The organism is Inquilinus ginsengisoli (genome assembly GCF_031453975.1).
GTDB lineage: Bacteria > Pseudomonadota > Alphaproteobacteria > DSM-16000 > Inquilinaceae > Inquilinus > Inquilinus ginsengisoli_A.
Window position 1 is genome coordinate 303,053 of record NZ_JAVDPW010000004.1, and the last position, 26,563, is coordinate 329,615.

Here is a 26,563-nt window from a genome sequence, read left to right on the forward strand (position 1 = left end):
CTAAATCCCCGGCATGCTCGAACCCCATGAACGCCTGGTGCTGGCGCGGACCAAGGCCGGACACGAAACCGCGGCGGATGCGGCGCGCGCCTTCGGCTGGAGCCCGATCACCTATCGCGCGCATGAATCCGGCCTGCGTGGCCTGCGCCGCGACGCCGCCGCCCGCTACGCCGCCGCCTTCGGCGTGTCCGAGGCCTGGCTGCTGACCGGCCAGGGCGCGCCCGCGGGCATCCGCTCGACCGTGCCGGTGGTCGGCTATGTCGGCGCCGGGGCGGAGGTCCACCTGTTCGACGGCGACCTTTCCTCCGAGCAGATCGACGAGGCCGACGCCCCGCCGGCGGCCGACGAGCACACGGTCGCGGTGATCGTGCGCGGCGATTCGATGGTCCCGGCCTTCCGCGACCGCGACGTCATCTACTACCGCAACGTCCGCGCCGAACCGGACCAGCTGATCGGCCGGGAATGCGTCATCCGGCTGGCCGACGGCCGGACCTTCGTCAAGATCCTGATGCGCGGCAACGGCCCCGGCTTCTTCACCCTGTTCAGCTACAACGCGCCGCTGATCTCCGACGTCGTGGTGGAATGGGCCGTGCCGGTGAAATGGGTCATGCGGGACTGAGACTGCCCGTCTGTGATACGATTCGCATCGTATACGATAGAATAGTTACGTAATGTAACGTCATCTCCTCTCGCGACCTCGCCGGCCACCCTGACCAAACGGTCAGGATCGGTCTTGCCTCATTGCCCGATCCGTCCCAATCTTCGGCGACAGGGACAGGCACGCGACAAGAAGGAGAACGCCGGCCATGACGATCGCACTCAAGGGCGGTACGGTGGTGAATGCCGACCGCAGCTTCCGCGCCGACGTGATCTGCGACGACGGCAGGATCGTCGCGGTGGGCCCCGACCTGGCGGCCCCGACCGGCGCCCGGGTGATCGACGCCTCGGGCAGCTTCCTGCTGCCGGGCGGCATCGACCCCCACACCCACATGCAGTTCCCGTTCATGGGCACGGTGGCGTCGGACGACTACTACACCGGCACCGCCGCGGCGCTGGCCGGCGGCACCACCATGATCATCGACTTCTGCATCCCCGGGCCGCAGCAGAGCCTGCTGGACGGCTATCGCCAATGGCGCGAATGGGGCGAGAAGGCCTGCGCCGACTGGTCGCTGCACGTCGCTATCACCTGGTGGTCCGACCAGGTGCGGGAGGAGATGGGCACGCTGGTCGCCGACCACGGCGTCAACAGCTTCAAGCACTTCATGGCGTACAAGAACGCCCTGATGGTCGATGACGACGTGCTGATGCACAGCTTCAGCCGCTGCCGCGAGCTTGGCGCCCTGCCGATGGTCCATGCCGAGAACGGCGACATCGTCTGGCTGCTGCAGAAGGCACTGCTGGAGGCCGGCATCACCGGGCCGGAGGGCCACGCCCTGTCACGCCCGCCCGAGGTCGAGGGCGAGGCCGCCAACCGCGCCATCATGATCGCCGGCGCCGCCGGGGTGCCGCTCTACATCGTCCACACCTCGTGCCGCGAGGCGCATGAGGCGATCGCCCGGGCCCGCGCCAACGGCCAGCGGGTCTATGGCGAATCGCTGATCCAGCACCTGACCCTGGACGAGGGCGAATACCGCAACAAGGACTGGGCCTATGCCGCCGCGCGGGTGATGAGCCCGCCCTTCCGGTCGAAGGACCACCAGAAGTCGCTGTGGGACGGGCTGACCGCCGGCAGCCTGCAGGTGGTCGCCACCGACCATTGCGCCTTCAACACCGCGCAGAAGCGGATGGGGATCGATGACTTCACCCTGATCCCGAATGGCACCGGCGGCATCGAGGACCGCATGGCGGTGCTGTGGACCAACGGCGTCAACACCGGCCGGCTGACGCCGAACGAGTTCGTCGCCGTCACCTCGGCCAACGCCGCCAAGGCCTTCAACATCTACCCGCAGAAGGGCGTGATCGCGCCCGGCGCCGATGCCGATATCGTGATCTGGGACCCGGCCGCGACCAAGACGGTCAGCGCCGCGACCCAGCATTCCAACATCGAGGTCAACGTGTTCGAGGGCATGGCGCTGCGCGGCCTGCCCGCCATCACCATCAGCCAGGGCAAGGTGGTGTGGGAAGGCAACGAGCTGAAGGTGCAGCGCGGCGAGGGCCGCTTCGTGCCACGCCAGGGCACCGCCCCGGTGTTCGAGGCGATGAAGATCCGCAACGAGCTGACCCGCCCCACCCCGGTCAAGCGCGACCCCAGCGTGCATGTGACGCCATGATCGATCACGGCGAAAGGAACCCCGGCGCATGAGCCCGCGCACCATCGGCCTGAGCGACGCGCTGCACGGCTATCTGCTCGATGCCTCGCTGCGTGAGGCGCCCATCCTGGCCCGGCTGCGCCAGGAGACGCAGCGCGCCGTCGGCGCCCATGCCGGCATGCAGATCGCGCCGGAACAGGGCCAGCTGATGGCCCTGCTGGCCCGCCTGGTCGGCGCCCGGCGGCTGATCGAGGTCGGCACCTTCACCGGCTACAGCGCGCTGGCGGTGATGCTGGCCTTGCCGGCCGAGGCGCGCCTGCTGTGCTGCGACGTCAATGCGGAGTGGACGTCGATCGCCCGCCGTTATTGGGCCGAGGCCGGGCTGGCGGAGCGGATCGAGCTGCGCCTGGCGCCGGCCCTGGACACGCTGGCGGGTTTGGTGCGGGACGGCTGGTCCGGCACGGTCGACATGATCTTCGTCGATGCCGACAAGCCGAATTATCCCGCCTATTGCGAGGCCGCGATCGGGCTGCTGCGGCCGGGCGGGCTGCTGCTGGTCGACAATGTGCTGTGGCACGGCCAGGTCGCCGATCCCACCGACCGGTCGGCCGGCACCGAGGCGATCCGCCGGACCAACACGATGCTGCGCGACGACCCGCGCGTCGACCTGTCGCTGCTTCCGGTCGGCGACGGCTTGATCCTGGCCCGCAAGCGGACCGCTGGCGAGACCTGACGCCCCTGCCCTACAGAACGCCGGCCGACAGCTTGCGCACCACCTCGGCCTGGCGGCGGGTGTCGGTCTTGGCGAAGATGCTCTTCAGCTGGCTGCGCACGGTCAGGGGCGAGACGCCGTCGACCGCCGCGATCTCGGTGAGGGTCAGCCCCTCGATCAGCCGGCGCGCCACCCGCAGCTCGGCCGCGGTCAGGCCGTAGACGGCGCGGGCGCTGTCGATCCGCGCCCCCGCCGTGGAGACCGACGGATCCTCGATCAGGATCAGCGCCGCGGCGCCGGAGAAGAACACCTGCGGCGATGACGGGTCGAGCTGCACGACCCGGGCCCGCATCGGCTGGCGGCCGCCGTCGCGCGGCAGCAGCTGGGTGTCGAGGACGCCGCGCGGGATGCCCAGCTGGATCGCGCCCAGCGCCCGCTCCAGCGCCGCGGTGGCGTCGGGCGCGTGGAAGCGCAGCCGGCCCTCGCCATCCTCGCCCACCGCATCGCCCTTGGCGATCATCGCCTCGGCCGGCGGGTTGCAATGGCGGATCCGGCGGTCCGCCGAGACCAGGATCACGCCGATGCCGAGCAGGTCGAGCACCGAGATGCCGCCATGCACGGCGGCGCCCGCCTGCGGCGACTTACGGTAGTAGGTGAAGACCCGGCGCAGATGCGGCACCAGCTGCCCCAGCACGGCCCGCGCGGCATCGACGGTGGCGTCATCGGCCTCCGCGCCCAGGACGCTCAGCATGAAGTTGCAGTCGTCTTCCCTGTGGATGGTGACCCCGACGGCGGTGCCCAGCCCGTTCGGGCGCAGGAAGTCGGCATGGAACTCGGTCCGCAGCAGCGCGTCGCGCGGCAGCATCTGCTCCGACCGCACGGCCAGCCCCACCGGGCGTCGCGCCGCGGCCTGCATCCAGGGGTTCACCCGGCTAAAGTGGCGGCCATAGGCGGTGACGGCGTCGGCCGAGAAGCCGGCGCTCAGCGACAACGCACCGAAACCGCTGTCGGCATCGTGGAAGAACAGCGACGCCTTGCCGTTTGGCAGGCAGGTCGCGACCTCCTGCAGGAACTGCTCCCAGCCGATCTCTCCGACCAGCGCCGCATAGACGCGGTCGATCAGAACGCCGGCGCGATCACTCCCAGTCAAACCGGTCCCCTTCGCAAGCCCCGCACCTTGGAGCCGCAGCATCCGGCGGGAGAGTGACCGATTTCGGGCAGCCCCGCATACCCCGTTCGGGTGAGCGGGGCCCACGTCCCGTCAGCTTCCGGCCTTGACCGAGCCGACCGACCAGCCGCCGCCCAGCGCCTTGTACAGCGCCACCACCGCCTGCAGCCGGTCCGACTTGGCCTGCACCAGCTGGTCGCGGGCGGAGAAGTAGCTCTGCTGCGCCGTCAGGACGGTGAGGAGGTCGACCGCCCCGGCCCGGTACTGGGCGTCGGAGAGGCGGAAGGCCTCGCGCGACTGTGCCAGCACCTCCTGCTGCGCCTGGTACAGCAGGCCGGACTGGCGCAGGGCGATCAGGGCGTTCTCGACGTCGCCGAAGGCGGCCAGCACGGTCTTCACATAGGTCTGCGCCAGCTCCTGGTACTGGGCCTGGGTCAGCTGGATCGCGCCGCGCAGGCTGCCGCCCTCGAAGATCGGCTGGGTCAGCGAAGCGGCGAGGCTGTAGAGAGTACTGGCCGAGTTGAACAGGGTGCCGAGCGCGGCGCTCTGGAACCCGCCCTGGCCGGTCAGCTGGATCGAGGGGAACAGCGCCGCCCGCGCCTCCTTCACATTGGCCCGGGAGGCGGCCAGCTGCGCATCGGCGTTCTGGATGTCCGGCCGCCGGTCCAGCAGCGAGGACGGCAGGCCGGCCGCCACCACCGGGATCTTGAGATCGTCGAGCGACTGGCGCGCCAGCGACAGCCGCTCCGGCGGCTCGCCCAGCAGCAGGGCCAGCGCGGTCTCCGACTGCTGGCGCTGCTGCTCCAGCGGCGGGATCGCGGATTTCTGCTGCGCCACCACGGTGCGCTGCTGGGCGAGGTCCAGGGCCGAGGCGGCGCCGGCGGTCACCCGCGCCTGGACCACGGCCAGCACCTGCTGGGCGTTGGCCAGGTTGTCCCGGGCGATGGCCAGCCGGTCCTGCAGCTCCAGGATCTGGATGTAGGTGGTGGCGGCGCCGGAGGTGACGGTCAGGGCAACGGTGTCGCGATCATAGCGGCTGGCCAGGGCCGAGGCCTCGGCCGATTGCAGTGCCGCCCGGTTCTTGCCCCAGAGATCGAGTTCGTAGCTGACCGCGAGCTGGGCCGAATACTGGTCGCTGATCGAGCGGCGGCTGACGCTGCCGCCCGAGAAGGTGCTGCTGCGGGTCTCCGGCGACACCGAGTGCGAGGCGCCGCCCGAGCCCTCGACTGTGGGCAAGAGCGGGGCGCCGGCGATCCGCGCCTGGGCGTCGGCCTGCAGCACCCGGGCGGCGGCCGCGCCGATGTCCTGGTTGTTCTGCTGCGCGGTGCGGATCAGAGCGTCGAGCTGGGGCGACCCGAAGCTGTGCCACCACGTCGTCTCGGGCCAGGAGGTGCCGGCCGGTCCTTCCGCCTTCCAGCCGCCGGGCACGTCGAGGGCCGGCCGCTGGTCTTCCGGGCCCGCGCCGCAGCCGGCGAGCGCCGCCGCGACCAGGACCGCCGCGAGGGAGCGATGAAGGCGATAGGGCATGGTCACTCGGCTGAGAGGGCGACGACGGGGTCGAGCGTGGCAGCCTTGCGCGCCGGCATATAGCCGAACACCAGGCCGGTCAGGAAGGCGCAGCCGAAGGCCAGCAGCACCGGCCCGGGCGAGAACAGGATCGGCGTGCCGAAGGCGCGCAGCACCGCCGCGACCCCGAGGCCGCCGACGGCACCGATCGCCCCGCCGATCGCCGAGACCACCACGGATTCGGTGATGAACTGCTGCAGGATGTCCCGCATCCGGGCGCCGGTCGCCATCCGCACCCCGATCTCGCGTGTCCGCTCGGTGACGCTGACCAGCATGATGTTCATCACCCCGATGCCGCCGACCAGCAGCGAGATCGCGGCGACCGAGCCGAGCAGGATGGTCAGGGTGTTCTGGGTCGCCGAGACGGTTTCCAGCAGCGACGACATGTTGCGGATCTGCACATCCTGGCGGCGGTGCCGCTGCTCCAGCAGCGCCTGCACCGCGGCCTGGGTCTCGTCGATCCGCGCCGTGTCCTGGACCTGCACCGTGATCGACCGGACGAAGCGCTTGCCGAAGACCCGCATGCTGCCGGTCGACAGCGGCATGAACACGACGTCGTCCTGATCGGCGCCATAGGGGGTGGCGCCCTTGGCCTGCATCAGCCCGATCACCTGGAACGGGATGTTGTTGACCAGGACGTAGCGGCCCATCGGGTCGACGCCCTCCGGGAACAGCACCCGCGCCACGGTCTGGCCCAGCACGATCACCGGGGCGTAGCCGGCCTCGTCGCGCGGCGCGATGAAGCCGCCGCGGTCCACCGGCCAGTTGCGCGCGACGGTGAAGGATGGGGTCGTGGCGTCGGCCTGGGTCTGGTAGTCGGTGTTGCCGTAGCGCATCGTGACGTTGCCCAGCAGCTCCGGCACCGCCGCGGCGACGTTCGGCAGTTCGGCGAGCGCGTCCGCATCCTCCGGCACCAGGGTCGCGATCACGCCGTCGGCGGTGCGGCTGTTGGTCTGTGCCGGCCGTATCAGCAGCAGGTCGGTGCCCATCGCCGAGATGCGGTCGACCACCGACTGCTTCGCCCCGCCGCCGATCGCCAGCATGGCGATGACGGCGCCGACCCCGATGACGATGCCGAGCAGGGTCAGCACGGTGCGGAACAGGTTGGCGCGCAGGGCCCGCAGCGCCATCTTCACCGCCTCGGCCATGTCGGCGACGCCGAGCGCGCCGGCATCGCCGCCGCCCTCCGCCGCCACCCCGGCCGGGGCGGCCGCGGGCCGGCGCGCGCCGCTGTCGCCGACGATATGCCCGTCGCGGATCTCGATCAGGCGATGCGCATGGTCGGCCACCACCCGGTCATGGGTGATCAGGATCACGGTCTGGCCGGCGTCGCTCATGCGCCGCAGCAGCGCCATGACCTCGGCGCCGCTGCGGCTGTCCAGGGCGCCGGTCGGCTCGTCGGCCAGGATCACCCGGCCGCCGTTCATCAGCGCCCGGGCGATCGAGACGCGCTGCTGCTGACCGCCAGACAGCTGGTTCGGCCGGTGGTCCATGCGGTCGGCGAGGCCGAGCGACGACAAGAGCTGTGCCGCCCGTTCCCGCCGCGCGGCGGCGGACAGGCCGGCATAGATCGCCGGCACCTCGACATTCTCGGCGGCGGTGGCCGAGGGGATCAGGTTGTAGCTCTGGAAGATGAAGCCGAAGGTCTCGCGCCGCAGATGCGCCAAGGAATCGCCCCCCAGCGTCGCCGCATCGATGCCGTCGACGCGGTATTCGCCCGTGGTCGGCCGGTCAAGGCAGCCGAGGATGTTCATCAGGGTCGATTTACCGGACCCCGACGCGCCCATGATGGCGACGAATTCGCCGGCATGGATGTCGAGCGAGATGCCGTGCAGCACCTCCACCGCCAGGTCGCCGTTGACATAGGTCTTGGTCACGTCGCGCAGGGCGATCAGCGGCTGCGGCCCGGCCTGGCCGGGCATCGCCGGTATCCCGTGCTCGTGGATGTCCATTACAGCCGCGGGCTCCGGCCCGGCCGCGCTGTCCCCGAGGACGATCCGGCGGTGGTGGTGCCGGTGATCACCTGCTCGCCCGGCTCCAGCCCGCTCAGGATCTCCGCCTGGACGCGGTTGGTGACGCCGACGGCCACGGTGCGGGTGTCGATCGCGCCGCTGGGCCGCAGCACCCGGACGGTCGCCCGGCCGGGGGCCGCGGACGATGTCCCGGCGGCCACCGCCGACAGGGCGCCGACCGGCACCAGCAGCGTGTCCTGGGCCGCGGCCGAGACGAAGAAGACCTGCGCCGTCATCTGCGTCATCAGCACCCCGCCCTCGTTCGGCACGTCGAACAGCGAGTCGTAGAGCACGACGTTGTTGACCACCTCGGGCGTCGGCAGGATCTGCCGCAGCGCGCCGTACCAGCGCTTCTGCGGCGTGCCGAGCGTGGTGAAATAGGCGGTCATGCCCAGGCGCAACCGGCTGACATCGGCCTCGGAGACCTGGGCCTTGATGGTCATGGTCGACAGGTCGGCGATCTGGACGATGATCGGGGCCGACTGGTTGGCGTTCAGGGTCTGGCCCTGCCGTGCCGACTGCGACACCACCGTGCCGTCGATCGGGGCGTAGATCTTGGTGTAGCCGAGATTGGCCTCGTCGCCCCGGAGGGTCGACTGGGTCTGCCGGATCTGGGCGCCGATGGCGTCGAGCTGGGCCTTGGCGGAGGCCAGCGTCGCCTCGGCCACCTGCAGGGCGTCGTCGCTGGTGGCGCGCGCCGCCTTCAGGTTGCGCTGCCGTTCCGCCTGCTGCCCGGCGAGCAGCAGCTGGGCCTGCTTCTCCGCCTGCTGCGCCTCAAGATTGGCCAGCTGCGCCCGGTCGGCCTCGACCCGCGACTGGTAGACGGTGGGATCGATCTCGGCCAGCAGGTCGCCGGCCTTGACCCGGTCGCCGATCGCGACATGCAGGGTCTTCAGCTGGCCGGAGACCTGGGTGCCGACATCGACGTAGCTGAGGGGCTGCAGCGTGCCCAGCGCCGTGGTCGCGTCCTCGATGTCGCCGCGCTCCGCCGTCGCAGTGAGATACTGCTGGTCGGTGGCGGCGGGGCGGCCCCAGCGATACCAGGCGCCGGCCACGGCCAGCACGAGGACGACCAGGGCCAGGAGCATGAGTGTCCGGCGCCGGCGGGGGCGCTGCGGGCGCACAGCTGCGATGGGCTTCGGAACAGGCGGAGGCGCCGTCTCTCTCAGCTTCGGCTCGATCTCGGTCCTGGTGTCCGGCATTCCCATACGGTCCGTGTTGATCTCGCCCCTTCACGGCCCGACCGGGCAATTCCGGCGCGCATCCGCCGCCATCCCGGCTGGTCAGGGCGCGGCCGGCCGATTATATCGTGTCCGGGGCCGCTTGGCCGCACACTCCGTCACGGCTTCCGAGGCACCCATGGTCCGCGCGGCGACGATCGCGCTTTCCGGCGTCCTGTTTACCTCCCTGTTCGCCACGGGTTCCGCCCTGGCGGCGCCGGCTTCCTGCGGCCCGCATGACGTGGTGGTCGACTATCTCGCGCGGTCCTTCCAGGAGGCGCCGGCCGGCGCCGGCACCGCCAACAGCGGCGGCCGGATGGAGCTGTTCACGGGTCCCAAGGGGCGCAGCTGGACCCTGCTCTACACCGGGCCGGACGGGCAGTCCTGCATGGTCGCGGCCGGGCGCGGCTGGGCCCCGCCGCCGGTGGAGAACGACGCCTCGCGTCCGCGCTGACCACTAGTTTTTGGGTGCGGTGGTGGTGATCAGCGGATGGATGACGCGGTCGCCCGGCTTGATGCTGAGGAACCGCGTGATGCCGCCATTCAGCTCCAGCACCGCCTTGGCCGGCCCCTCGGAGGTGCGCGGGGTCAGGGTCTGGGGCTCGGCGCCCTCGACGATGTTGGCGATGGTGCCGTCGGTCCGGATGAAGATCATGTCCAGCGGGATCAGCGTGTTCTTCATCCAGAAGGCGCGGTCCTCGGTCTGATCGAAGACGAACAGCATGCCAGCGTCGGGCGCCATGGCCTTGCGGAACATCAGGCCACGCTGCTGCGCCTCGGGCGTCAGCGCCAGTTCGACCGTGAAGTGGAACTGCTTGCCGGCCGCGGTCTCGATGGTCAGGTCGGCATCGGTCGGCCGGACCGAGGGCGCAGCCTCGCCCTGCGCCCGGGCGGCGCCGACGGCGAGGAGCAGGAGGGCGAGGGCGGCGAAGAGCGTCTTCTTCATCATCATCCCGTTGTCTCAAGGCGGCGCGAGCGCCGTCCGGTCAAGCCGTTGTCTCTCGGCGGCGCGAGCGCCGTCCGATCATGGCGCCGTGACGGCGCGGATCATCTCACGGATCTCCGGCCGCACCGGGCCGGGCCGCGGCGGGTCGTCCATCCGGTCGAACCAATGGGGCTCCGGCGGCAGGCCCCGGCGGCGCGACCAGGACAGGCCGGACAGCACCTTGCGCGCCGCGTCGGTCAGCGGCGCGGTCGGGTCCAGCCCGGCCAGCATCGCCCAGACCCCGGCCCAGCAGCGGCCCACCGTCCAGGGATTGTAGCCGCCCCCGCCCAGCACCAACAGCCGGGGCGCCACCCGGCGCACGGCGCCCACCACATCCCACAGGGCGTGGTTCGACAGCGACAGGCGGCTCAGCGGATCGTCATGCAACGCGTCTGCACCGCATTGCAGCAGCACGACCTGGGGCCGGAAGCGGTCGACCAGCGGCAGCAGCGCGTCGTCGCGGATCGCCGCCATCTCGTCGTCGTTCAGCTCACGCGGCACGGCCAGGTTGCGGGCGTTGCCGCCGCCGCGATCGTCGACCGCGCCGGTGAAGGGCCAGCGCTTCGCCTCATGCACCGACACGGTGAGGACGCGCGGTTCGCCGGCGAAGGCGTCCTGCACCCCGTCGCCATGATGGGCGTCGACGTCGAGATAGGCGATCCGATCGATCCCGCGGTCGAGCAGCGCCAGGATCGCCAGCGCGGGGTCGTTGAAGTAGCAGAAACCCGAAGCGCGGTCGGGCCGGCCGTGGTGCAGCCCGCCGGCCGGGTTGTAGACCACGGCGCCCTCGTCCGCTTCGGCCAGCAGGCCGGCGCCGAGCAGGGAGGAGCCGCAGGCCGTCGCCGGGCGGCGGAACACCTCGCCGAAGATCGGGTTCTCGACCCCGCCGAGATTGTGCCGCTGCCGGCGTGCCGGATCGAGGTCCTGGTCGCGCTCGGCGTCCTGCACCGCCGCGACATAGTCCGGATCGTGGAACCGGGCCAGCGCCGCGGCGTCTGCCATGGGGCCTTCGCGATACTGTCCGGGCTGCAGCCAGCCCTGCGCCCGGATCAGGTCGATCGCGGTGGAGACCCGCGGGATGGCGAGCGGATGCTTCGGCCCGTAGCTGGAATGCCGATAGACCTCGCTGCCGATCAGGATCGGCCGCGCCGCCGCCATGCCCGGATCAGGCCCCCTTGCCGGCGGCGGCCCCGTCGCCCTTGGCCGGCGGCGGCGCCTTCTTGCGGAACAGCTTGTCCTCGCCGAGGAACAGCAGGATCGGCGCCGCGATGAAGATCGACGAGGTCGTCGCGACGACGACGCCGATCAGGATCACGAAGGCGAATTGCTGCAGGGTCTCGCCGCTCCAGATCGCCAGCGGCAGGCAGGCCAGGAAGGTGGCCAGCGAGGTGCCGATGGTGCGGTTCAGCGTCTGGTTGATCGACAGGTCGATCAGCTGGCGCAGCGGCATCGACTTGAACAGCCGCAGGTTCTCACGCACCCGGTCATAAACCACGACCTTGTCGTTGACGGAGTAGCCGAGGACGGTCAGGAGCGCCGCGATCGAGGTCAGGTTGAACTCGAAGCCGGTGACGGCATAGACGCCGACCATCTTGGTGACGTCGAGAATCATCGTGACGACGGCGCCGACGCCGAACTGCCATTCGAAGCGGAACCAGATGTAGAACAGCATAGCGACGAGCGCGAGGCCCAGCGCCATCATGCCGTTCTGGAACAATTCGCCCGACACCGTGCCGCCCACGGAATCGCTCGCGCCGACGGTGACGCCCGGCACCTTGTCGACCAGCGTCTGCTTGATCGTCTGGTAGGCCTGCTGCTGCTGCGCGTCGGTCGGCTGCGCCTCCATCCGCACCAGCACGTCGCGGGGCGACCCGAACTGCTGGAGTTGCACCTGGCCGAAGCCGAGGCTGTCGATGTCCGACCGCAACGTGGTGAAATCCGCCGGCTGCGGCGTGTTGATCTGGAAGGTGATGCCGCCCTTGAAATCAACGCCGTAGTTCAGCCCCGGATAGAAGAACAGGATGACCGATGCGGTGCTGAGGAAGGCCGAGGTGGCGAGACCGATGATCCGGCCCCGCATGAACTGGATCTTGGTGTCGTCCGGGACGAGACGGAGCCAAAACATTACGCTTTCCTCAGCACGGGCAGGACGGTGGGCCGCTTGCGGCGGATCCAGCCGACCATCATGAAACGCACCAGCACGATCGCGGTGAACATCGAGGTCAGGATGCCGATCGCCGTGGTGACGGCGAAGCCGCGCACCGGACCCGAACTCAGCGAGTACAGGATCCCCATCTTGATCAGCGAGGTCACGTTGGCGTCGAAGATCGTGCCGAAGGCACGACTGAAGCCCGCATCCATCGCCGAGAAGGGCGACCGGCCACGTTTGGTTTCTTCATGCAGGCGTTCGTTGATCAGGATGTTGGCGTCGACCGACAGGCCGAGCGTCAGCAGCAGGCCGGCGATGCCGGGCAGCGTCAGCGTCGCCTCCAGCAGCGACAGGACCGCCAGTGTGATCACCAGGTTCATGATCAGGGCGATATTGGCGAATATGCCGAACAGCCCATACGCCGCGGTCATATAGGTGATGACCAGGAGGAAGCCGACCCCCACGGCGATGATGCCGGCCTGGATCGCGTCGGCGCCGAGATCCGGCCCGACCGTGCGCTCCTCGATGATGGTCAGCGGCGCCGGCAGCGCGCCGGCGCGCAGCAGCACGGCCAGGTCGTTGGCGCTCTGGGCCGTGAAGTTGCCGCTGATCTGGCCGCGGCCGCCCAGGATCGGCTCGTTGATCCGCGGCGCGCTGATCACCTTGTCGTCGAGGACGATGGCGAAGGGCCGGCCGGTGTTGGCCTGGGTGACCTGGCCGAAGCGGCGCGCCCCGGCGCTGTCGAATTCGAAGTTCACCACCCACTGGCCGTTCTGCGAATTGGTGCCGGCGCGGGCGTCGATCAGGTTGGCACCGTCGACCTCGATCCGCTTCTTGACCGCGATGGACTGCGGCTGCGCGCTGCGGCTGTCCTCGAGCGGCAGCACCTCGGTGTCGGGCGGCACCGGGCCGGGCTGGCCGGGCTGGTAGTCCTGGCTGACCAGGTGGAAGGTCATCTTCGCCGTCTGGCCCAGCAGGCGGCGGATGCGGTCGGGATTCTGTTCGCCCGGCAGCTGCAGCAGGATGCGGCTGGTGCCCTGGCGCGAGATCAGCGGCTCCTTGGTGCCGCTCTCGTCGACGCGGCGGCGGACGATCTCGATCGACTGCTCGACCGCCCGGGTCTCGCGGTCGCGCAGGCCCACCTCGGTCAGGGTCAGGGCAGCCTTGCCGTCGCTGCCGACGCTGATGTCGATGTCGCGCTGGCCGCTGGCCAGGGGATCGACATTGCCGCTCTGCATGTTCTCGGCCAGGAGCGTGCGCACCCGGTCGGCCTGGCTGGGATCGGTCAGGGTGAAGCCCACCGACCGGTCCTTCACCGCCAGATCGGTGTAGGCGATGTTCTCACGCCGCAGCAGGCCCCGGATCGAATCCTGGATGTTGTTCAGACGGCCGTCGACCACCGCCTTCATATCCACTTCGAGCAGCAGGTAGGACCCGCCCCGCAGGTCGAGACCGAGATTGATCTGGCGCGTCGGAATCCAGGACGGCAGCGCGTCGAGCGTGCTGCGCGGCAGGATGTTCGGCAGGCTCAGGATCACGCCGAGGAGGCACACCACCCAGATGGTGACCTTCTTCCACGGGGCGAAATACATCATCGACGGCAAGCTCTCAAAAATCACTCGGTTCGGGCTGGGCCGGCCGGAGCGCCACGCGTGGACGTGGCTAGGCCCGGCGTGCCTGGACCGCAGGGCGCGCACGGTACAATGCGCGCGGCGGTTTATCCATGCCGAAGTGGGGAGCCCGCCGGATGAGGGCCGACAAGCCGCGCCAAGTGAGTGGCTGTCGCGGCCGGAACGTATTCGGCCAGGAGGTCGGGACCCAGCGCCGCGGTCGCGATCGGGCGCCAGCCCCGGGTGGCGGCGACGCTGCCGGGGAAGGCGATGCGGTTGCGCTCGCCGCCGCCGATCACCGGCGCGATGAAGACATGGGCGAGGTCGACCCGGCCGGCCTCGAGCAGCAGCCCCAGCAGGCGCGGCCCGCCCTCGACCATGACCGAGGCGACCGGCCGGCCCAGCCGCGCCACCATGGCCGGCCCGGCCAGGACCTCGAACAACGCATCGACCGGCTCGCCTTCGGGCAGCGCCAGCATGGCGGCCGACGGCGGCAGCAGCGCGGCCAGGGGTGCTGCCTGGCGGGCGGCTGCGGCGCCGAGCAGGAACACGGTCGGCGCATCGGCGGAGAGCAGCCCCGCCTTCCAGCGGTCCAGCCGCTGCGGCAGCGCCGCCAGCGCCCGGCCGTTGGGGTCGTAGACCAGGCGCAGCGGCTGGCGGTGACGGTCGCCCGCCGCGTCGCGCACGGTCAGGGCCGGGTCGTCGGCCAGCACGGTGCCGGCGCCGACCAGGATGGCGTCGTATTTCTGGCGCAGCCAATGGGTGTGGGCCCGCGCCGCCTTGCCGGTCAGCCAGCGTTCGGCGCCGTCGTCATAGGCCAGCTGGCCGTCCAGGGTCTGCGCCCATTTCGCCGCCACCAGCGGCCGGCCCAGCCGCTGCCCCAGCAGGAAGGGCGCATGCCAGGCCGCGGCCTCCGGCGCCAGGGCGCCGACGCTGACGGCGATGCCCGCCGCCTGCAGCCGGGCCAGGCCGGCGCCGTCGACCAGCGGGTTGGGGTCGCGCAGCGCCACGACGCAGCGGGCCAGCCCGACCGAAGCCAGCAGGTCGGCGCAGGGCGGCTGGCGGCCATGATGGCTGCAGGGTTCGAGGGTCACATAGGCGGTGGCGCCCTGGAACACCGACCGGTCGGCCGCCGCCTCGATGGCGACGCGCTCGGCGTGGCGCTCGCCGATCCGCTCGGTGGCGCCGCGCGACACCACCCGGCCGTCGCGCACCACCACGCAGCCGACCACCGGATTCGGATCCGACAACCCATGATGGGTCATCGCCATCCGCAGCGTCTCCAGCATCCAGCCTTCGTCTTCACCCCAGATGGGGGGCGCGGGGACGGCTTCGCGCAGCGCCTCGGGCAAGGTGTCCCGCAGGACTCCGCCGAAGCCGAAGCCCGGCCGCAGCGAGAACCCGGCCGCCAGCGTCAAGGCTTGCCCAGGCGCCGCAGCGCCGCCACGCCGCCCGCGCCAACCACCTTGGGCAGCCGCTCAATCTGGGCGGAAAGCTCCGGCAGATCAATCTGGTGCGCGTGCTTCCTGACCTTGGCTTCGAGGTACTGGATGTTATGCGCGGTGACGAACACCCCGGTCGGCACGATCTCGACGATCTCGATGCCGGCGGCTTCGAGCTGCTGCGCCTTGTCAGGATTGTTGGTCAACAGCCTGATCCGCTTGACCCCGAGCGCCAGCAGCATCTGCGCCGCCGGCGTGAAGTCGCGCATGTCGTGCGGGAAGTTCAGCCGCTCATTCGCTTCGAAGGTGTCGAGCCCCTGGTCCTGCAGCACATAGGCGTCGAGCTTGGCGTAGAGGCCGATGCCCCTGCCCTCCTGCCGGAGGTAGAGGACGAAGCCGCCCTCGCGGCCGATGCGGTGCAGGGCGTCGATCAGCTGCGGGCCGCAATCGCAGCGCTGCGAGCCGAACACGTCGCCGGTCAGGCATTCCGAATGCACCCGCACCAGCGGCACGTCATGGCCCTGCGGTCCGAGCGCGATGGCGAAATGCTCACCACCATCCTCGAAGCTGGTGAAGGTGTGGAAGATGCCGCTGCCCGCACCGTCCAGGATCGGGATGGTGACGGTGTTGCGGATCTCGACCGGTGTCTGCATCGGGTACCCCGCCGGCCGTATCGCGACCGAGCCTCGTGAAGTCTGGCCACAATATCGGTCGGCCACCGGCACATTCCCAGCCCCGCCGGACGGAAAGCCGCCATGCGAGAGCCGATGGGCAACTTCCGTCTAGCACAACCGAAAGCCCAGGCCTGTTCCGTTCGTCACACCGACGCCCAGTCAGGCCCCGATATCGCGGATCTCGTGCACGGATGCGATCTTCGTCCCGTCCCAGTGGTAGGACAGGTGCCGCTCCTGGATCACCGGTGTCAGCACGCCGCGCGGCCGGAACACCGCGGCGCACTGCCCACTGACATGGCGGACGCTGTCATAGGCGATGCCGTGGGAGCCCTCGCCGCGCAGCCGCCGCCCCAGCGCCTGGCCGGCCGAATAGTCCACCGGATCATAGACCCCGGGCAGGTCGGCGCCGCGGATGTCGTGCAGGTCGCCCGACAGGCGGTTGATCAGCACCCGCATGTCGATGCTGGTCGGCGGCGTCGCCGTCGCGGCGAAGAAGCGACCGCGGTGGTAGCGGGCCTCCGCCACCGCCGTCTCCAGCGCCGCGGCCCCGTAATAGGCGCCGAAGCTGCCGTCGGTGAAGCGGCTGCCGTCCGGATGCAGATGGGTGAAGGCGGCCATGATGAAGCTGGTGCCCGGGCCGCTCATCCGCTCCTCCGGCGGGACCAGCGCGATCTGGCCGGCCTGGTCGCGCAGCCGGTCGTTGGTGCGGGATTCCAGTTCGATCAGCGCCTCCCAATCCTCCGGCGGGGCGATACGCTCGAACAGGTCGATCGGCGGAAACCGGCTGGGGATGATGCGCCAGCACTGCTCCCACTCGACGCGATGGACTGGCAGCGTCAGGCCCAACCGCCGCGCTCCGCGTCGAGGTAGCGGCGGACCACGAACAGGTCGGCGACATTGCCGGACAGCATGCGGTCGAGCGCCGAGCGCCCGCCGAAGGGCGAGGCCGTGTTCGGCCGCCGCACCCAGCCATCGGCCAGCTTGGCGTCCTTGAACAGGATCTGCAGCGCCCGGTAGATGCCGAGGATGTAGGAAACCCGCTCCAGCGTGTCGGCCGAGGGGTGCCCGGTGGCGCCGGCCTTCCAGCGATAGAAGGTCGCCTTCGATGGGCGGCCGAGCAGCACGCGCTTCTCCTCGTCCTTCAGCCCCCAGGCCTCGACGATGGCGAAGAAGGCGCTCAGCCCCGCCCTGGCCGCCCGCCCCTCGGCCTCGCCCGGCGCCACCGCCGCCCCTCCCTGCGCTGCCATCGAACCGCTCCTCTATCAATCAAACGAGATTTCTCATCTCATTTGAGATAGCAATGTAGGCGCCGGCGCGACTTGACGCAAGGGCCCGCCCCATCAACACCGCATCGCTTGCCTGCGTTTCATGGCGATTGACGCTGTCGATCGGCCATGCCTCTAATTCGGTCATGAACGCGAACCGTCCGATGATCACTGCGACCACCAAAACGATTACCGCCACCACGGGCGGGTCGTGCGGGGGTCGTGTGCGCTGATCGGATAGCGTCTTACCGACCACCAAAGGGCCCCGCCGGCAACGGACGGGGCCCTTGGTCTGTCTGGGTCTCCCTGCGCCGGTCCTCACGCAACGGAGACATCTCATGGACGACATCGATCATCGCAGCCTGGGCAACCGCCTCGACCTCTTCCACCAGCAGGAAGACGGGCCGGGCATGGTGTTCTGGCACCCGCGCGGCTGGGCGCTGTACCGGGTGGTGGAGGACTACATGCGAAGGCGCATGGCCCGGGCCGGCTATCGCGAGGTGCGCACGCCGCAGATGATGGCGCGCAGCCTGTGGAACCGCAGCGGCCATTGGGAGAAGTTCGGCGCCCAGATGTTCGCCTTGGCCGATGAGGGCCGGCTGATGGCGCTGAAGCCGATGAGTTGCCCCGGCCACATCCAGATCTTCAACAAGCGCCTGCGGTCGCATCGCGAGCTGCCGATCCGCTATTTCGAGTTCGGCGCCGTGCACCGCAACGAGCCGTCGGGCGCGCTGCAGGGGCTGATGCGGGCCCGCGCCTTCGTCCAGGACGACGCCCATGTGTTCTGCCTGGACCACCAGATCGAGGCCGAGGTGGCGCGGTTCTGCGGCCTGCTGCGGCAGATCTACGCCGATTTCGGCTTCGACGGCTTCGACGTGGCCCTCGCCACGCGTCCGGCCCAGCGCGCCGGGTCGGATGCGGTGTGGGACCGGGCCGAAGCGGCGCTGGCAGGGGCCGCGCGGCAGGCCGGCTTCGATTTCGAGACCCTGCCCGGCGAAGGCGCCTTCTACGGGCCGAAGCTTGAGTTCCACCTGCGCGACCGCCTGGGCCGGCGCTGGCAATGCGGCACGATCCAGCTCGACTTCGTGATGCCGGAACGGCTGGACGCCGCCTATGTCACCGAGCAGAACGGCCGGGCCGTGCCGGTGATGCTGCACCATGCGGTGCTGGGCAGCCTGGAACGGTTCATCGGCATCCTGCTCGAGCATCATGAGGGCCGCCTGCCGCTGTGGCTGGCGCCCGAGCAGCTGGTGGTCGCCTCGATCGGCGCGGCGGAGGTCGCCCCGGCGTGTCATGTCGCCGAGGCGTTCGAGGCCGCGGGGCTGCGCGTGGCCCTGGATGCGCGGCCGGAGCGGCTGTCGCGCAAGATCCTCGACGCACATGGGGACGGCGTCCCGGTGCTGGCCGCGATCGGCGCGCGGGAGGCGCGGGACAACACCGTGGCGCTGCGCTTCCGCGACGGCCGGCAGGAGGCGCTGCCGCTGGCGGGCGCGATCGCCCGGCTGCGCGCCGAGGCGGTGTCGCCGGCGGAGCCCCCTGCCCTCGCCGCCTGACCATTGAGGCGCGGCAGTTCGGGCCGGGCGCGGCAGTTTTGGGCTTTGCCGCGCCCGGGTTCGGCCCCAGGATCCGTCCGTCCCGGGCCGCCCCAGATCGTCGGAGACCATCGATGGCCAGCACCTCCTTGGCGGCGCCGGACGGTCGCCTGCACCGCATCCTGCGCCATCTCGGCAAGGAGCTGCGCCACGTCCTGCCGCCGACCCTGTTCTTCCTGGTCGGCTTCAACCTGATCGTGTTCACCCAGAACCTGGTGCTGGCCGAGCATCTCGCCCGGTCGATCAACTTCCTGGTCGCGACCACGGCGGCGCTGGTGGTGGGCAAGTCGGTGCTGGTGGCCGACCGGATGCCGTTCCTGCGCCGCTTCGACAACGCGCCGCTGGTCCAGCCGATCCTGTTCAAGACCTTCGTCTACTGGGCCTTCGTCTTCATCGCCCGGCTGCTCGAAGCTTTCATCCACCACGCCGTGGACACGGGCAGGATCGGTGGCTTCGGCGCCGACCTGCTGGAGAACTTTTCCTGGAACCGCTTCCTCTTCATCCAGACCTGGATCCTGGTGCTGTTCCTGATCTACACGACGGCCGCCGAGCTGAACGACCTGTTCGGGGATGGCGAGCTGGCGCGGATCCTGTTTCGGCACCGCTCGTCCGATCTCAAGCAGACGCGGCGGCAGCGCATCCGCACCCTGGCGCACCTGGGCCGCCTGACCCAGGCGCAGTCGATCGCCATCCTGCACGATCCCGCCACCCCGGCCCATCGCGAGCTCGTCGGGTTGATTGAGCAGCTGGCGCGGGACGTCGGCGCGCGGCGCAGCGTGGCGGGCCGATGACCGAGCCCTCTGCCCTGCCCGCGACCCTTCATCGCGGGCGGACAGCCGCACCGGACGCGCTATTCTGCCGGCAATAGTCTTCGAAACGGTACGCATGGCACGACTGACTTCGACAGCTTTGGCCCTCTCCGGGCTCGCTGTCCTCACCACCCTGCTGATGGCGAATTCGGGCCGCGCGGCCGGCACCGATGTCGAGGCGACCCTGGCCGTCGACGGGGTTCCCCGAAGCTACACCCTGCACCTGCCCCCGGCCGCGGCGGGTAGCGAGCCGTTGCCGCTGGTGATCGTGCTGCATGGCGGCGGCGCCAACGCCCCCGCCGCCGTCGCCCTGACCGGCTTCAGCGCCGAGGCCGACGAGGAGGGCTTCGTCGTCGCCTATCCCAACGGCACCGGCCGCGCCAAGCCGACCCCCGAGACCGCCAACCAGTTCAGCTGGAACGCCGGAGACTGCTGCGGTTCGGCGATGCGGCAGGATGCCGACGACATCGGCTTCGTCCGCGCCCTGGTGGCGAAGATCGAGCACGACCGCACGATCGACCACCGACGCATCTACGCCGCAGGCTTTTCCGCCGGCGGCATGATGGCCTATCGCCTGGCCTGCGAGGCCGACGATGTCTTCGCCGCCGTCGCCGTGGTCTCGGGCGCGATCCTGGTCCCGTCCTGCACGCCGACGCGGCCGGTCTCGGTGATCGACATCCACGGCACCGACGACAACGCGGTCCCGATCGACGGCACCCCGGAGCGGGAGAGCTACGCCCGGGCCAAGTTCCCGCCGGTGCGCGAATCGGTGGCGTTCTGGGCCGCCTTCAACGGTTGCCAGGCGCAGCCGGTGGCGCTGGAATCGGTGCCGGGCGTCCAGGCGCAGGACTATCCGGACTGCCGGGACGGCACCGCGGTCCGCTACGACGTGGTCGATGGCGGCTATCACGCCTGGCCCGACGGCAGCATGACCCCGGGCTTCGTCGCCACGCCGCGAATCTGGCATTTCTTCGCCGACCATCCGCGGCTGTAGCTGCCCTCAGGCCGACAGGTCGATCAGCCCGGCTTGGGTCGGGCGGAAGCCGCAGCCGCGGTAGAAGCCGGCCAGGTGCGGTTCGAAATCCACATGCAGCCAGCGGGCGCCACGCGCCCGTGCCAGGTTGGTGGCCTGTCGCACCAGCGCCTGGCCGATGCCCTGGCGCTGCCACGCCGGGTCGACGGTGGTGTCCAGGAGGAAGGCGTGCTGCCCGCCATCCCAGGCGATGTTGACGTATCCCACCAGCCGATCGCCGGCATAGGCGCCGATCCAGCCCAGGCTTCGCTGATGGATCGTCTCGAGGTCCGACGACGGCGGCCCGCCCCAGGCCGCCTGCACGAGCCGCGCGAAAGCGGCCGGATCCAGCACCGGGTCGACAGCGAAGACGATCCCGGTCATTCAGGCAGTCCCAGATCCCGGCGCAGCCCTGCGGCCACGGCGTCGCCCCCGGCCATGGCCTCGCTGCCCAGCCGCGCCGCCGCGCGGATCGACAGAGCGTTGGTCAGGATCACCGCATCCGCCCGCGCCAGCTCGTCCAGGCCCAGCGGCTGTTCCGCCGCGCCCAGCCGGGCCAGGACCTCGCCGCGCATGATCCCCGGCAGGGCGCCTTCGGCCGCCGGCGGGGTGACCCAGGCGCCGTCGATCCGGGCGAACAGGTTGGCGATGGTGGTCTCCGCCACCCGGCCGGCCGTGTTCGTCATCACCGAGTCGTCGGCGCCCTGCTCCGCTGCCTCGCGCCGGGCCAGGACGGCATCGAGATAATTCAGCGATTTGATCCGGCTCAGCGGCGACCGCTCGTTGCGGCAGGTGGAACGGGCCAGGACGAGCGCCACCGGCGTCTGCGGCGCCGGGCCGGCATGGCCGGCGATCAGCACGGTCGGCGACGGCGCGGCCGGCGGCAGGACACCGCGCGGCCCCACGCCCCGGCTGACCGTCAGGCGCAGCGCCCCGGCCGCGATCCCCGCCTCGGCGATCACCGCGGCGCAGGCCTCGGCCAGGGCCGCATCGTCGAAGCGCGGCGGAATGCCCAGGACGGCACAACCCGCGGCGAGGCGGGCGAGGTGCCGGTCCAGCCAGACGGTGACACCGTCCCGGACCCGGATGGTCTCGAACAGCCCGTCGCCCAAAGTGAAACCGCGGTCGGCGGGGTCGATCCGCGCGGCCTCGGCCGCCTGCATCCACCCGTTCAGCCAGGGCATCAGGCCACCCCTGCCAGCGCCTGCAGCAGCGGCCGCACCTTGACCATCGCCTCGTCAAACTCGGCGTCCGGGTCGGAATCGTAGACGATGCCGCCGCCGGCCTGGGCCGCCACCCGCCCGCCGGCGCCGCACAGCGTCCGGATCACGATGCTGGAATCCAGCGACCCGTCGAAGCCGAGATGGACGATCGACCCGCAATAGGGGCCGCGCCGCGCCGGTTCCAGCGTACGGATGATCTCCATCGCCCGGATCTTCGGCGCGCCGGTGATCGATCCCCCGGGGAAGCAGGCGCGCAGCAGGTCGATCGCCCCGCGCCCCGGCGCCAGGCGCCCCTCGACCACCGACACCAGGTGATGGACGCGCGGAAAGCTTTCCAGGCCGCACAGCACCGGCACCCGGACGCTGCCGACGGCGCAGACCCGGGACAGGTCGTTGCGCAGCAGGTCCACGATCATCAGGTTCTCGGCCCGGTCCTTCTCACTGGTCTGCAGCTCTGCCGCCAGGGCCGCATCCGTTGCCGGATCGGCACCGCGCGGCCGGGTGCCCTTGATCGGCCGGGTCTCGACCCGCCCCGCAGCATCGACCGACAGGAACCGTTCCGGCGAGGCGCTGGCGATCCAGCGGCCGGCGCCGAAATCGAGGAAGGCGGCGAAGGGTGCGGGCGACAGCGCGCGCAACCGGCGGTGCAGGGTGAAGGGGTCCAGCCCATCCGGCAGGTCGGCCAGGAAGCGCTGGGTCAGGTTGGCCTGGTAGATGTCGCCGGCGGCGATCCAGTCGCGGATGCGCCGCACCCCGTCGCGATAGCCCTCGGCCGGCATCTCGGCCCGCCACACCCCACGTGGCGCCGGGTCCGGCGGCGGCAGGGCCGGCGCGGCGGCGATGGCGGCGGCGAGATCCTCGGCGCGGGTCGTGGCCCGGCGGCGGCGTGCGGCGGGTCCGGTCTCCGGCCAGCCGGCGGACAGCACGAAGGCCCGCCGTTCCACCGCGTCGAACACGGCGACGCAATCATAGAGGCCGAAGGCGGCGTCGGGCAGGTCGAGCCCTTCCGGCACCGGCGCCGGCATGCGGTCGGCGAAGCGCCCGGCCTCGTAGCCGAGCCAGCCGATCGCGCCCGGCCCGAGCCGCGGCAGGCCGTCCTCGGGATCGATCCGGTAGCGCGCGAGCAGGTCGGCAAGGGCCGCGAAGGGATTCCCGGCCGCATCGGCCGCGACCTCGATCCGGTGGAACGGTTCGGCCGCGATCAGCGACCAGCGGCCGCGCGTGCCGTCGACCAGGGCCGAATCGAGCAGCACCGGCCAGGGGCGATGCCGGATGGCGGCAAAGGCGTCGACCGGATCGCACCAGGCGATCGGGCGGCACACGACACCCGACGCGGTGGCGGGCATGGGAGGGAACCGAGTGGCGAGGCGGTCGTTCACGTGTCGGGTGGGCTCTGTGACAGTCGGCCCGAAGCTAGCACGCGGCGGGCGCGGACACAGCCGGCGCACCACGCCCTCGGGAGGCGTCCATGGAACAGGTTTCGCGCGCGGTATTCTTTCTCGTCAGCGTCATCCTGATGCTTCTGGCCGGCGGGCTGATGGCCTATGCGGTCTATTCGGTGTGGACCGCGCTGCAGGCGCCCGAGGGCGCGATGGACACCGCCCTGCTCGACGTCATCGGCTACCTCATCATCGCCATCGCGGTGTTCGACGTCGCCAAATACCTGCTGGAGGAGGAGGTCGACCGCGGCCAGGAGCGGCGGCGCGCGTCCGAAGTGCGGAAGAGCCTGACCAAGTTCATGTCGACCATGGTCATCGCCGTCTTCCTCGAAGCCCTGGTGGTGATCTTCAAGGTCGCGCGCGACGACGTGAACCTGCTGCTGTACCCGACTGCGCTGATCGTGGCCGGCACCGGCATGATGCTCGGCCTCGGCCTGTTCCAGCGGCTCAGCGCGTCGGTGGAGCAGGATGTAGAGGCCGGTACCGTCGACGACGACCCGGACGACCGCAAATCCGACACGCCTCGGCGCAGGCGATCGAAACCGGCCCTGCCCTGACGCCGGCCGTCAGATGCCAGAGCCGGCGATGGTGTCCGGCCCCGGCCGGGCGGTGCCGTCGGGCCGCAGCCGCAGCAGCCATTCGCGGCCGACCTTGACCATCGGCTTGCCGTCATATTCGACGATGTCGGCGGTGGCGTAGGTCTCGCTCCACCGCTCCGGCAGGAAGCTGCCGGTGCCGACCACGTCGATCGGCGCCCGGGCCAGCGCCATCACCCGGCACTTGGCCGGGCTGAAGCCGCTGGACACCACGATCCGCACCTTGCCGAAGCCGGCCTCGTCCAGCTTGTCGCGCAGGTGGTGGATGGCGGCGGCGGAGACGCCGGTGCCGATCAGGTGGCGCAATTCCTCCTCGCTGCGATAGCCGCGCACCGCCTCGGGCACGTGGCGCTCCAGCACCGCATAGGATGCGCCGGGGTCCAGCCCCTCCATGTAGCGGCCGCCGCCGGTGTCGATGCGCACCGCCAGCCGGCCGGCCGCCGCCATGTCGGGGAAGCGGCGGCAGACCTCGAGCCCGTCGCTGACCTCCCGCGCGAAATAGTCGACCAGCACGGTCAGCGATTCCTCGGGGAAGACCTCATGGAACATCTCGGCCGCCCGCACGGTCGACCCGGCATAGCCGATCAGGGCATGCGGCATGGTGCCGAAGCCGGCGGGCTGGCCGAAGAAATGCGCCGTCGCGTCGGTGGCGTTGCCGATGAAGCCCTTGGCGTCGTGCTTGCGCTTGGCCCGGGCCGAGCCGACGCTGGCGGCGTAGGCCATCTCCTCCGCCATCTCGGTCCCGGCGCAGTGCCGGGCGTCCATCGCCAGGAAGCCGGCGCGCGGCAGTTCCGCACACATGGTGTAGGCGTTGTAGGCGGCGACGCAGGCGGGACCCAGCTTCTGCAGCAGCACCGTTTCGCAATCGACCAGGTGGCGCAGCGGGCCGGTGATGTAGAGCATCGGCTCACCCGAGCCAACCCATTTGCCCTCGGGGTAGCGCAGCTCGATCTCGACCGCGAAGCCGCGCTCCTTCGCCACCTGCTGCAGCCATTCGACCGCCAGCCGCGGCGCCGAGACCACCGGCCGGCGCATGAAGATGGCGTAGGTGACGCGGGTGTCGCCGAAGCGCTCCACGATCCCCTTGGTGCGCATGAAGTACTTGTCGGTCCAGCGTGACAGATCTTCGACCGAAGGGGTCATGGCCACCATTCCTTTGACGGGCAGGACGCGCAGCGGCCGGCCATCCAGCGCGAGACGGGGCCAGCCGGCACGGGTTGTTACTCCGCCGCCGCGGCGCGCCGCGCCGCGTCCTGGGCGCTGCGTTCCTGCTTCAGCTTCTCGGCGATCAGGAAGGCGAGTTCGAGCGATTGGCTGGCGTTCAGCCGCGGGTCGACCGCGGTCTGGTAGCGCAGCGACAGCGCCTCGTCGGTGATCGCCTGGGCGCCGCCGGTGCATTCGGTGACGTCCTGGCCGGTCATCTCGAAATGCACGCCGCCGGGATGGGTGCCCTCGGCCCGGTGCACGTCGAAGAAGTCGCGCACCTCGGACAGGATGCGGTCGAACGGCCGGGTCTTGTAGCCGGAGGGCGAGGTGATGGTGTTGCCGTGCATCGGGTCGCAGCACCACACCACGTTGCGGCCTTCATCCCGCACCCGGCGCAGCAGCGGCGGGAACTTGTCGGTGACCTTGTCGGAGCCCATGCGCACGATCAGCGTCAGCCGCCCGGCCTCGTTGTCCGGGTTCAGCGCGTCGATCAGCCGGATCAGGTCGTCGGGGTCGAGCGACGGGCCGCATTTCAGGCCCAGCGGGTTCTTCACGCCGCGCAGGAATTCGACATGCGCGCCGTCGGCCTGGCGGGTGCGGTCGCCGACCCACAGCAGATGGGCCGAGACGTCGTACCAGTCGCCCGTGGTGCTGTCGATCCGGGTCAGCGCCTGCTCATAGGGCAGCAGCAGCGCCTCATGGCTGGTGTAGAAATCGGTCTCGCGGATCGCCGGCGTGGTCTCGGCATTGACGCCGCAGGCCGCCATGAACTGCAGCGCCTCGTCGATCCGGCTGGCGAAAGCCTCGTAGCGTTCGCCCTGCGGCGACCGGGTGACGAAGCCGAGGTTCCACTGGTGCACCTTGTGCAGGTCGGCGTAGCCGCCCTGGGCGAAGGCGCGCAGCAGGTTCAGCGTGGCGGCCGACTGGTTGAAGGCCTGGACCATGCGGGCCGGGTCCGGCAGGCGCGAGGCCTCGTCGAAATCGACGCCGTTGATGATGTCGCCGCGGTAGGAGGGCAGCGTGACGCCGTCGATCGTCTCCATGTCGGCGGAGCGCGGCTTGGCGAACTGGCCGGCCATGCGGCCGACCTTCACCACCGGCAGGCCGCCGCCGAAGGTCAGCACCACCGCCATCTGCAGCAGCACGCGGAAGGTGTCGCGGATCTTGTCCGGGTGGAATTCGGCGAAGCTCTCGGCGCAGTCGCCGCCCTGCAGCAGGAACGCCTTGCCGTCGGCGACGCGGCCGAGCGCGGCCTTGAGCGAGCGGGCCTCACCGGCGAAGACCAGCGGCGGATACTTCGACAGGGTCTGTTCCGCCGCCGCGAGCCTGGCCGCGTCGGCGTATTGGGGCATCTGCTTCACCGGCTTCGCGCGCCAGGACTCAGGGGTCCACCGTTCCGCCATCACCGTCACTCCACCACATGCGATGCCGCCCGCTTGCTCCGATCGGGCGGGCGGCGACCGGACCCGAGCCTATACGCCCCCATTTCCGGCATTTCCAGCGTCGCAGCGCCGGGCCTCGCTGGCAAGGACCGTGGTCGTCCGGCCGTCACCAAGACCATCCCACGCAAAGGCGGTATTTTTGCGACCGGGGCCCTTTCGCCTCGACCCGGCCACGATTGCCCTGCATGTCTT

At 70.6% G+C, this 26,563-nt stretch carries 26 protein-coding genes; 8 read left to right on the forward strand and 18 right to left on the reverse strand.

Annotated features, from left to right (window positions below):
- The first annotated feature begins 13 nt into the window (after window positions 1-13).
- The 3 genes from E9232_RS12985 (at window position 14) to E9232_RS12995 (ending at window position 2,982) form a co-directional block, all read left to right on the forward strand.
- A complete protein-coding gene (locus E9232_RS12985; protein ID WP_309794543.1) occupies window positions 14-619 on the forward strand; it encodes a S24 family peptidase in 606 nt (201 codons plus the stop codon).
- Between the two features lie 187 nt (window positions 620-806).
- Window positions 807-2,270 (forward strand): dihydropyrimidinase, encoded by a 1,464-nt coding sequence (gene hydA / locus E9232_RS12990; RefSeq protein WP_309794544.1) that lies wholly within the window; start codon window positions 807-809, stop codon window positions 2,268-2,270.
- Between the two features lie 28 nt (window positions 2,271-2,298).
- Window positions 2,299-2,982 carry an O-methyltransferase gene (locus E9232_RS12995; RefSeq protein ID WP_309794545.1) on the forward strand — a complete coding sequence of 228 codons (684 nt, stop codon included), beginning with the start codon at window positions 2,299-2,301 and terminating at the stop codon, window positions 2,980-2,982.
- Between the two features lie 10 nt (window positions 2,983-2,992).
- Here E9232_RS12995 and E9232_RS13000 read toward each other — a convergent pair whose 3' ends face one another.
- The 4 genes from E9232_RS13000 to E9232_RS13015 all read right to left on the reverse strand — a co-directional run bounded on the left by E9232_RS13000 (window position 2,993) and on the right by E9232_RS13015 (window position 8,795).
- On the reverse strand, window positions 2,993-4,111 hold the full coding sequence (locus E9232_RS13000) for a helix-turn-helix transcriptional regulator (RefSeq protein WP_309794546.1): 1,119 nt from the start codon (window positions 4,109-4,111) through the stop codon (window positions 2,993-2,995).
- 111 nt (window positions 4,112-4,222) lie between these two features.
- Window positions 4,223-5,656: an efflux transporter outer membrane subunit gene (locus E9232_RS13005; RefSeq protein ID WP_309794548.1), complete on the reverse strand. Its 1,434-nt coding sequence runs from the start codon at window positions 5,654-5,656 to the stop codon at window positions 4,223-4,225.
- A gap of 2 nt (window positions 5,657-5,658) precedes the next feature.
- Window positions 5,659-7,617, reverse strand: a complete 1,959-nt coding sequence (locus E9232_RS13010; protein WP_309794549.1) for a MacB family efflux pump subunit — start codon at window positions 7,615-7,617, stop codon at window positions 5,659-5,661.
- A gap of 29 nt (window positions 7,618-7,646) precedes the next feature.
- Window positions 7,647-8,795, reverse strand: a complete 1,149-nt coding sequence (locus E9232_RS13015) for an efflux RND transporter periplasmic adaptor subunit (protein ID WP_309794550.1) — start codon at window positions 8,793-8,795, stop codon at window positions 7,647-7,649.
- A 271-nt stretch (window positions 8,796-9,066) separates the two neighbouring features.
- Here E9232_RS13015 and E9232_RS13020 point away from each other — a divergent pair, with 271 nt between their 5' ends.
- On the forward strand, window positions 9,067-9,381 hold the full coding sequence (locus tag E9232_RS13020; protein ID WP_309794551.1) for a hypothetical protein: 315 nt from the start codon (window positions 9,067-9,069) through the stop codon (window positions 9,379-9,381).
- Window positions 9,382-9,384: 3 nt separating this feature from the next.
- Here E9232_RS13020 and E9232_RS13025 read toward each other — a convergent pair whose 3' ends face one another.
- The 9 genes from E9232_RS13025 to E9232_RS13065 all read right to left on the reverse strand — a co-directional run bounded on the left by E9232_RS13025 (window position 9,385) and on the right by E9232_RS13065 (window position 17,254).
- Entirely contained in the window at window positions 9,385-9,873 is a 489-nt protein-coding gene (locus E9232_RS13025) for a DUF192 domain-containing protein (protein WP_309794552.1), read from the reverse strand.
- 78 nt (window positions 9,874-9,951) lie between these two features.
- Complete coding sequence (locus E9232_RS13030) at window positions 9,952-11,070, reverse strand: acetoin utilization protein AcuC (protein WP_309794553.1); 1,119 nt, start codon at window positions 11,068-11,070, stop codon at window positions 9,952-9,954.
- Window positions 11,071-11,077: 7 nt separating this feature from the next.
- A complete protein-coding gene (secF, locus tag E9232_RS13035) occupies window positions 11,078-12,037 on the reverse strand; it encodes a protein translocase subunit SecF (protein ID WP_309794554.1) in 960 nt (319 codons plus the stop codon).
- A complete protein-coding gene (gene secD / locus E9232_RS13040; protein ID WP_309794555.1) occupies window positions 12,037-13,656 on the reverse strand; it encodes a protein translocase subunit SecD in 1,620 nt (539 codons plus the stop codon). Before secD ends, secF begins: the two co-directional genes overlap by 1 nt.
- A 122-nt stretch (window positions 13,657-13,778) precedes the next feature.
- Window positions 13,779-15,089, reverse strand: a complete 1,311-nt coding sequence (gene ribD, locus E9232_RS13045; RefSeq protein ID WP_309794556.1) for a bifunctional diaminohydroxyphosphoribosylaminopyrimidine deaminase/5-amino-6-(5-phosphoribosylamino)uracil reductase RibD — start codon at window positions 15,087-15,089, stop codon at window positions 13,779-13,781.
- Complete coding sequence (locus tag E9232_RS13050) at window positions 15,086-15,766, reverse strand: GTP cyclohydrolase II (RefSeq protein ID WP_309794558.1); 681 nt, start codon at window positions 15,764-15,766, stop codon at window positions 15,086-15,088. Before E9232_RS13050 ends, ribD begins: the two co-directional genes overlap by 4 nt.
- A 180-nt stretch (window positions 15,767-15,946) precedes the next feature.
- Window positions 15,947-16,633 (reverse strand): RES family NAD+ phosphorylase, encoded by a 687-nt coding sequence (locus tag E9232_RS13055; RefSeq protein ID WP_309794560.1) that lies wholly within the window; start codon window positions 16,631-16,633, stop codon window positions 15,947-15,949.
- On the reverse strand, window positions 16,624-17,034 hold the full coding sequence (locus E9232_RS13060) for an antitoxin Xre/MbcA/ParS toxin-binding domain-containing protein (RefSeq protein ID WP_309794561.1): 411 nt from the start codon (window positions 17,032-17,034) through the stop codon (window positions 16,624-16,626). The genes E9232_RS13055 and E9232_RS13060 overlap by 10 nt, the downstream gene beginning before the upstream one ends.
- 19 nt (window positions 17,035-17,053) lie before the next feature.
- Window positions 17,054-17,254 (reverse strand): hypothetical protein, encoded by a 201-nt coding sequence (locus E9232_RS13065; protein WP_309794562.1) that lies wholly within the window; start codon window positions 17,252-17,254, stop codon window positions 17,054-17,056.
- 136 nt (window positions 17,255-17,390) lie between these two features.
- On the opposite strand from E9232_RS13065, the gene thrS reads away from it, so the two are divergent.
- The 3 genes from thrS (at window position 17,391) to E9232_RS13080 (ending at window position 20,447) form a co-directional block, all read left to right on the forward strand.
- A complete protein-coding gene (gene thrS, locus E9232_RS13070; RefSeq protein ID WP_309794563.1) occupies window positions 17,391-18,605 on the forward strand; it encodes a threonine--tRNA ligase in 1,215 nt (404 codons plus the stop codon).
- Window positions 18,606-18,718: 113 nt separating this feature from the next.
- Window positions 18,719-19,435, forward strand: a complete 717-nt coding sequence (locus E9232_RS13075) for a hypothetical protein (protein WP_309794564.1) — start codon at window positions 18,719-18,721, stop codon at window positions 19,433-19,435.
- Window positions 19,436-19,529: 94 nt separating this feature from the next.
- A complete protein-coding gene (locus E9232_RS13080) occupies window positions 19,530-20,447 on the forward strand; it encodes an extracellular catalytic domain type 1 short-chain-length polyhydroxyalkanoate depolymerase (protein WP_309794565.1) in 918 nt (305 codons plus the stop codon).
- A gap of 6 nt (window positions 20,448-20,453) precedes the next feature.
- Here E9232_RS13080 and E9232_RS13085 read toward each other — a convergent pair whose 3' ends face one another.
- Genes E9232_RS13085 through pabB form a run of 3 tightly spaced genes read right to left on the reverse strand, consistent with a single transcriptional unit; the run spans window position 20,454 to window position 23,034 of the window.
- The gene (locus tag E9232_RS13085; RefSeq protein ID WP_309794566.1) at window positions 20,454-20,849 is read right to left on the reverse strand and encodes a GNAT family N-acetyltransferase; all 396 of its coding nucleotides are present in this window, start codon (window positions 20,847-20,849) and stop codon (window positions 20,454-20,456) included.
- Complete coding sequence (locus E9232_RS13090; RefSeq protein ID WP_309794567.1) at window positions 20,846-21,649, reverse strand: aminotransferase class IV; 804 nt, start codon at window positions 21,647-21,649, stop codon at window positions 20,846-20,848. Before E9232_RS13090 ends, E9232_RS13085 begins: the two co-directional genes overlap by 4 nt.
- Window positions 21,649-23,034 (reverse strand): aminodeoxychorismate synthase component I, encoded by a 1,386-nt coding sequence (gene pabB / locus E9232_RS13095; protein ID WP_309794568.1) that lies wholly within the window; start codon window positions 23,032-23,034, stop codon window positions 21,649-21,651. The genes E9232_RS13090 and pabB overlap by 1 nt, the downstream gene beginning before the upstream one ends.
- Window positions 23,035-23,156: 122 nt before the next feature.
- Here pabB and E9232_RS13100 point away from each other — a divergent pair, with 122 nt between their 5' ends.
- Entirely contained in the window at window positions 23,157-23,684 is a 528-nt protein-coding gene (locus E9232_RS13100; protein ID WP_309794570.1) for a hypothetical protein, read from the forward strand.
- A 9-nt stretch (window positions 23,685-23,693) separates the two neighbouring features.
- On the opposite strand, the gene E9232_RS13105 is transcribed toward E9232_RS13100, so the two are convergent.
- On the reverse strand, window positions 23,694-24,866 hold the full coding sequence (locus E9232_RS13105) for a nicotinate phosphoribosyltransferase (protein ID WP_309794571.1): 1,173 nt from the start codon (window positions 24,864-24,866) through the stop codon (window positions 23,694-23,696).
- Between the two features lie 77 nt (window positions 24,867-24,943).
- Window positions 24,944-26,332, reverse strand: coding sequence for a class II 3-deoxy-7-phosphoheptulonate synthase (locus E9232_RS13110; protein ID WP_309794572.1), 1,389 nt, complete (start codon window positions 26,330-26,332; stop codon window positions 24,944-24,946).
- Window positions 26,333-26,563: the final 231 nt, after the last annotated feature.

Excerpts from the sequence above, each read along its gene's own strand:
- E9232_RS13010 (WP_309794549.1), bottom strand. The coding sequence starts at position 7,617 with ATGCCCGGCCAGGCCGGGCCGCAGCCGCTGATCGCCCTGCGCGACGTG.
- E9232_RS13110 (WP_309794572.1), bottom strand. The coding sequence starts at position 26,332 with ATGGCGGAACGGTGGACCCCTGAGTCCTGGCGCGCGAAGCCGGTGAAG.
- E9232_RS13075 (WP_309794564.1), top strand. The coding sequence starts at position 18,719 with ATGGCCAGCACCTCCTTGGCGGCGCCGGACGGTCGCCTGCACCGCATC.
- E9232_RS13015 (WP_309794550.1), bottom strand. The coding sequence starts at position 8,795 with ATGCTCCTGGCCCTGGTCGTCCTCGTGCTGGCCGTGGCCGGCGCCTGG.
- hydA (WP_309794544.1), top strand. The coding sequence starts at position 807 with ATGACGATCGCACTCAAGGGCGGTACGGTGGTGAATGCCGACCGCAGC.
- E9232_RS13030 (WP_309794553.1), bottom strand. The coding sequence starts at position 11,070 with ATGGCGGCGGCGCGGCCGATCCTGATCGGCAGCGAGGTCTATCGGCAT.
- E9232_RS13080 (WP_309794565.1), top strand. The coding sequence starts at position 19,530 with ATGGCACGACTGACTTCGACAGCTTTGGCCCTCTCCGGGCTCGCTGTC.
- E9232_RS13105 (WP_309794571.1), bottom strand. The coding sequence starts at position 24,866 with ATGACCCCTTCGGTCGAAGATCTGTCACGCTGGACCGACAAGTACTTC.
- E9232_RS13085 (WP_309794566.1), bottom strand. The coding sequence starts at position 20,849 with ATGACCGGGATCGTCTTCGCTGTCGACCCGGTGCTGGATCCGGCCGCT.
- E9232_RS13005 (WP_309794548.1), bottom strand. The coding sequence starts at position 5,656 with ATGCCCTATCGCCTTCATCGCTCCCTCGCGGCGGTCCTGGTCGCGGCG.
- E9232_RS12985 (WP_309794543.1), top strand. The coding sequence starts at position 14 with ATGCTCGAACCCCATGAACGCCTGGTGCTGGCGCGGACCAAGGCCGGA.
- E9232_RS13025 (WP_309794552.1), bottom strand. The coding sequence starts at position 9,873 with ATGAAGAAGACGCTCTTCGCCGCCCTCGCCCTCCTGCTCCTCGCCGTC.
- secD (WP_309794555.1), bottom strand. The coding sequence starts at position 13,656 with ATGATGTATTTCGCCCCGTGGAAGAAGGTCACCATCTGGGTGGTGTGC.
- thrS (WP_309794563.1), top strand. The coding sequence starts at position 17,391 with ATGGACGACATCGATCATCGCAGCCTGGGCAACCGCCTCGACCTCTTC.
- E9232_RS12995 (WP_309794545.1), top strand. The coding sequence starts at position 2,299 with ATGAGCCCGCGCACCATCGGCCTGAGCGACGCGCTGCACGGCTATCTG.
- E9232_RS13100 (WP_309794570.1), top strand. The coding sequence starts at position 23,157 with ATGGAACAGGTTTCGCGCGCGGTATTCTTTCTCGTCAGCGTCATCCTG.
- E9232_RS13050 (WP_309794558.1), bottom strand. The coding sequence starts at position 15,766 with ATGCAGACACCGGTCGAGATCCGCAACACCGTCACCATCCCGATCCTG.
- secF (WP_309794554.1), bottom strand. The coding sequence starts at position 12,037 with ATGTTTTGGCTCCGTCTCGTCCCGGACGACACCAAGATCCAGTTCATG.
- E9232_RS13090 (WP_309794567.1), bottom strand. The coding sequence starts at position 21,649 with ATGCCCTGGCTGAACGGGTGGATGCAGGCGGCCGAGGCCGCGCGGATC.
- E9232_RS13060 (WP_309794561.1), bottom strand. The coding sequence starts at position 17,034 with ATGGCAGCGCAGGGAGGGGCGGCGGTGGCGCCGGGCGAGGCCGAGGGG.
- pabB (WP_309794568.1), bottom strand. The coding sequence starts at position 23,034 with ATGCCCGCCACCGCGTCGGGTGTCGTGTGCCGCCCGATCGCCTGGTGC.
- E9232_RS13020 (WP_309794551.1), top strand. The coding sequence starts at position 9,067 with ATGGTCCGCGCGGCGACGATCGCGCTTTCCGGCGTCCTGTTTACCTCC.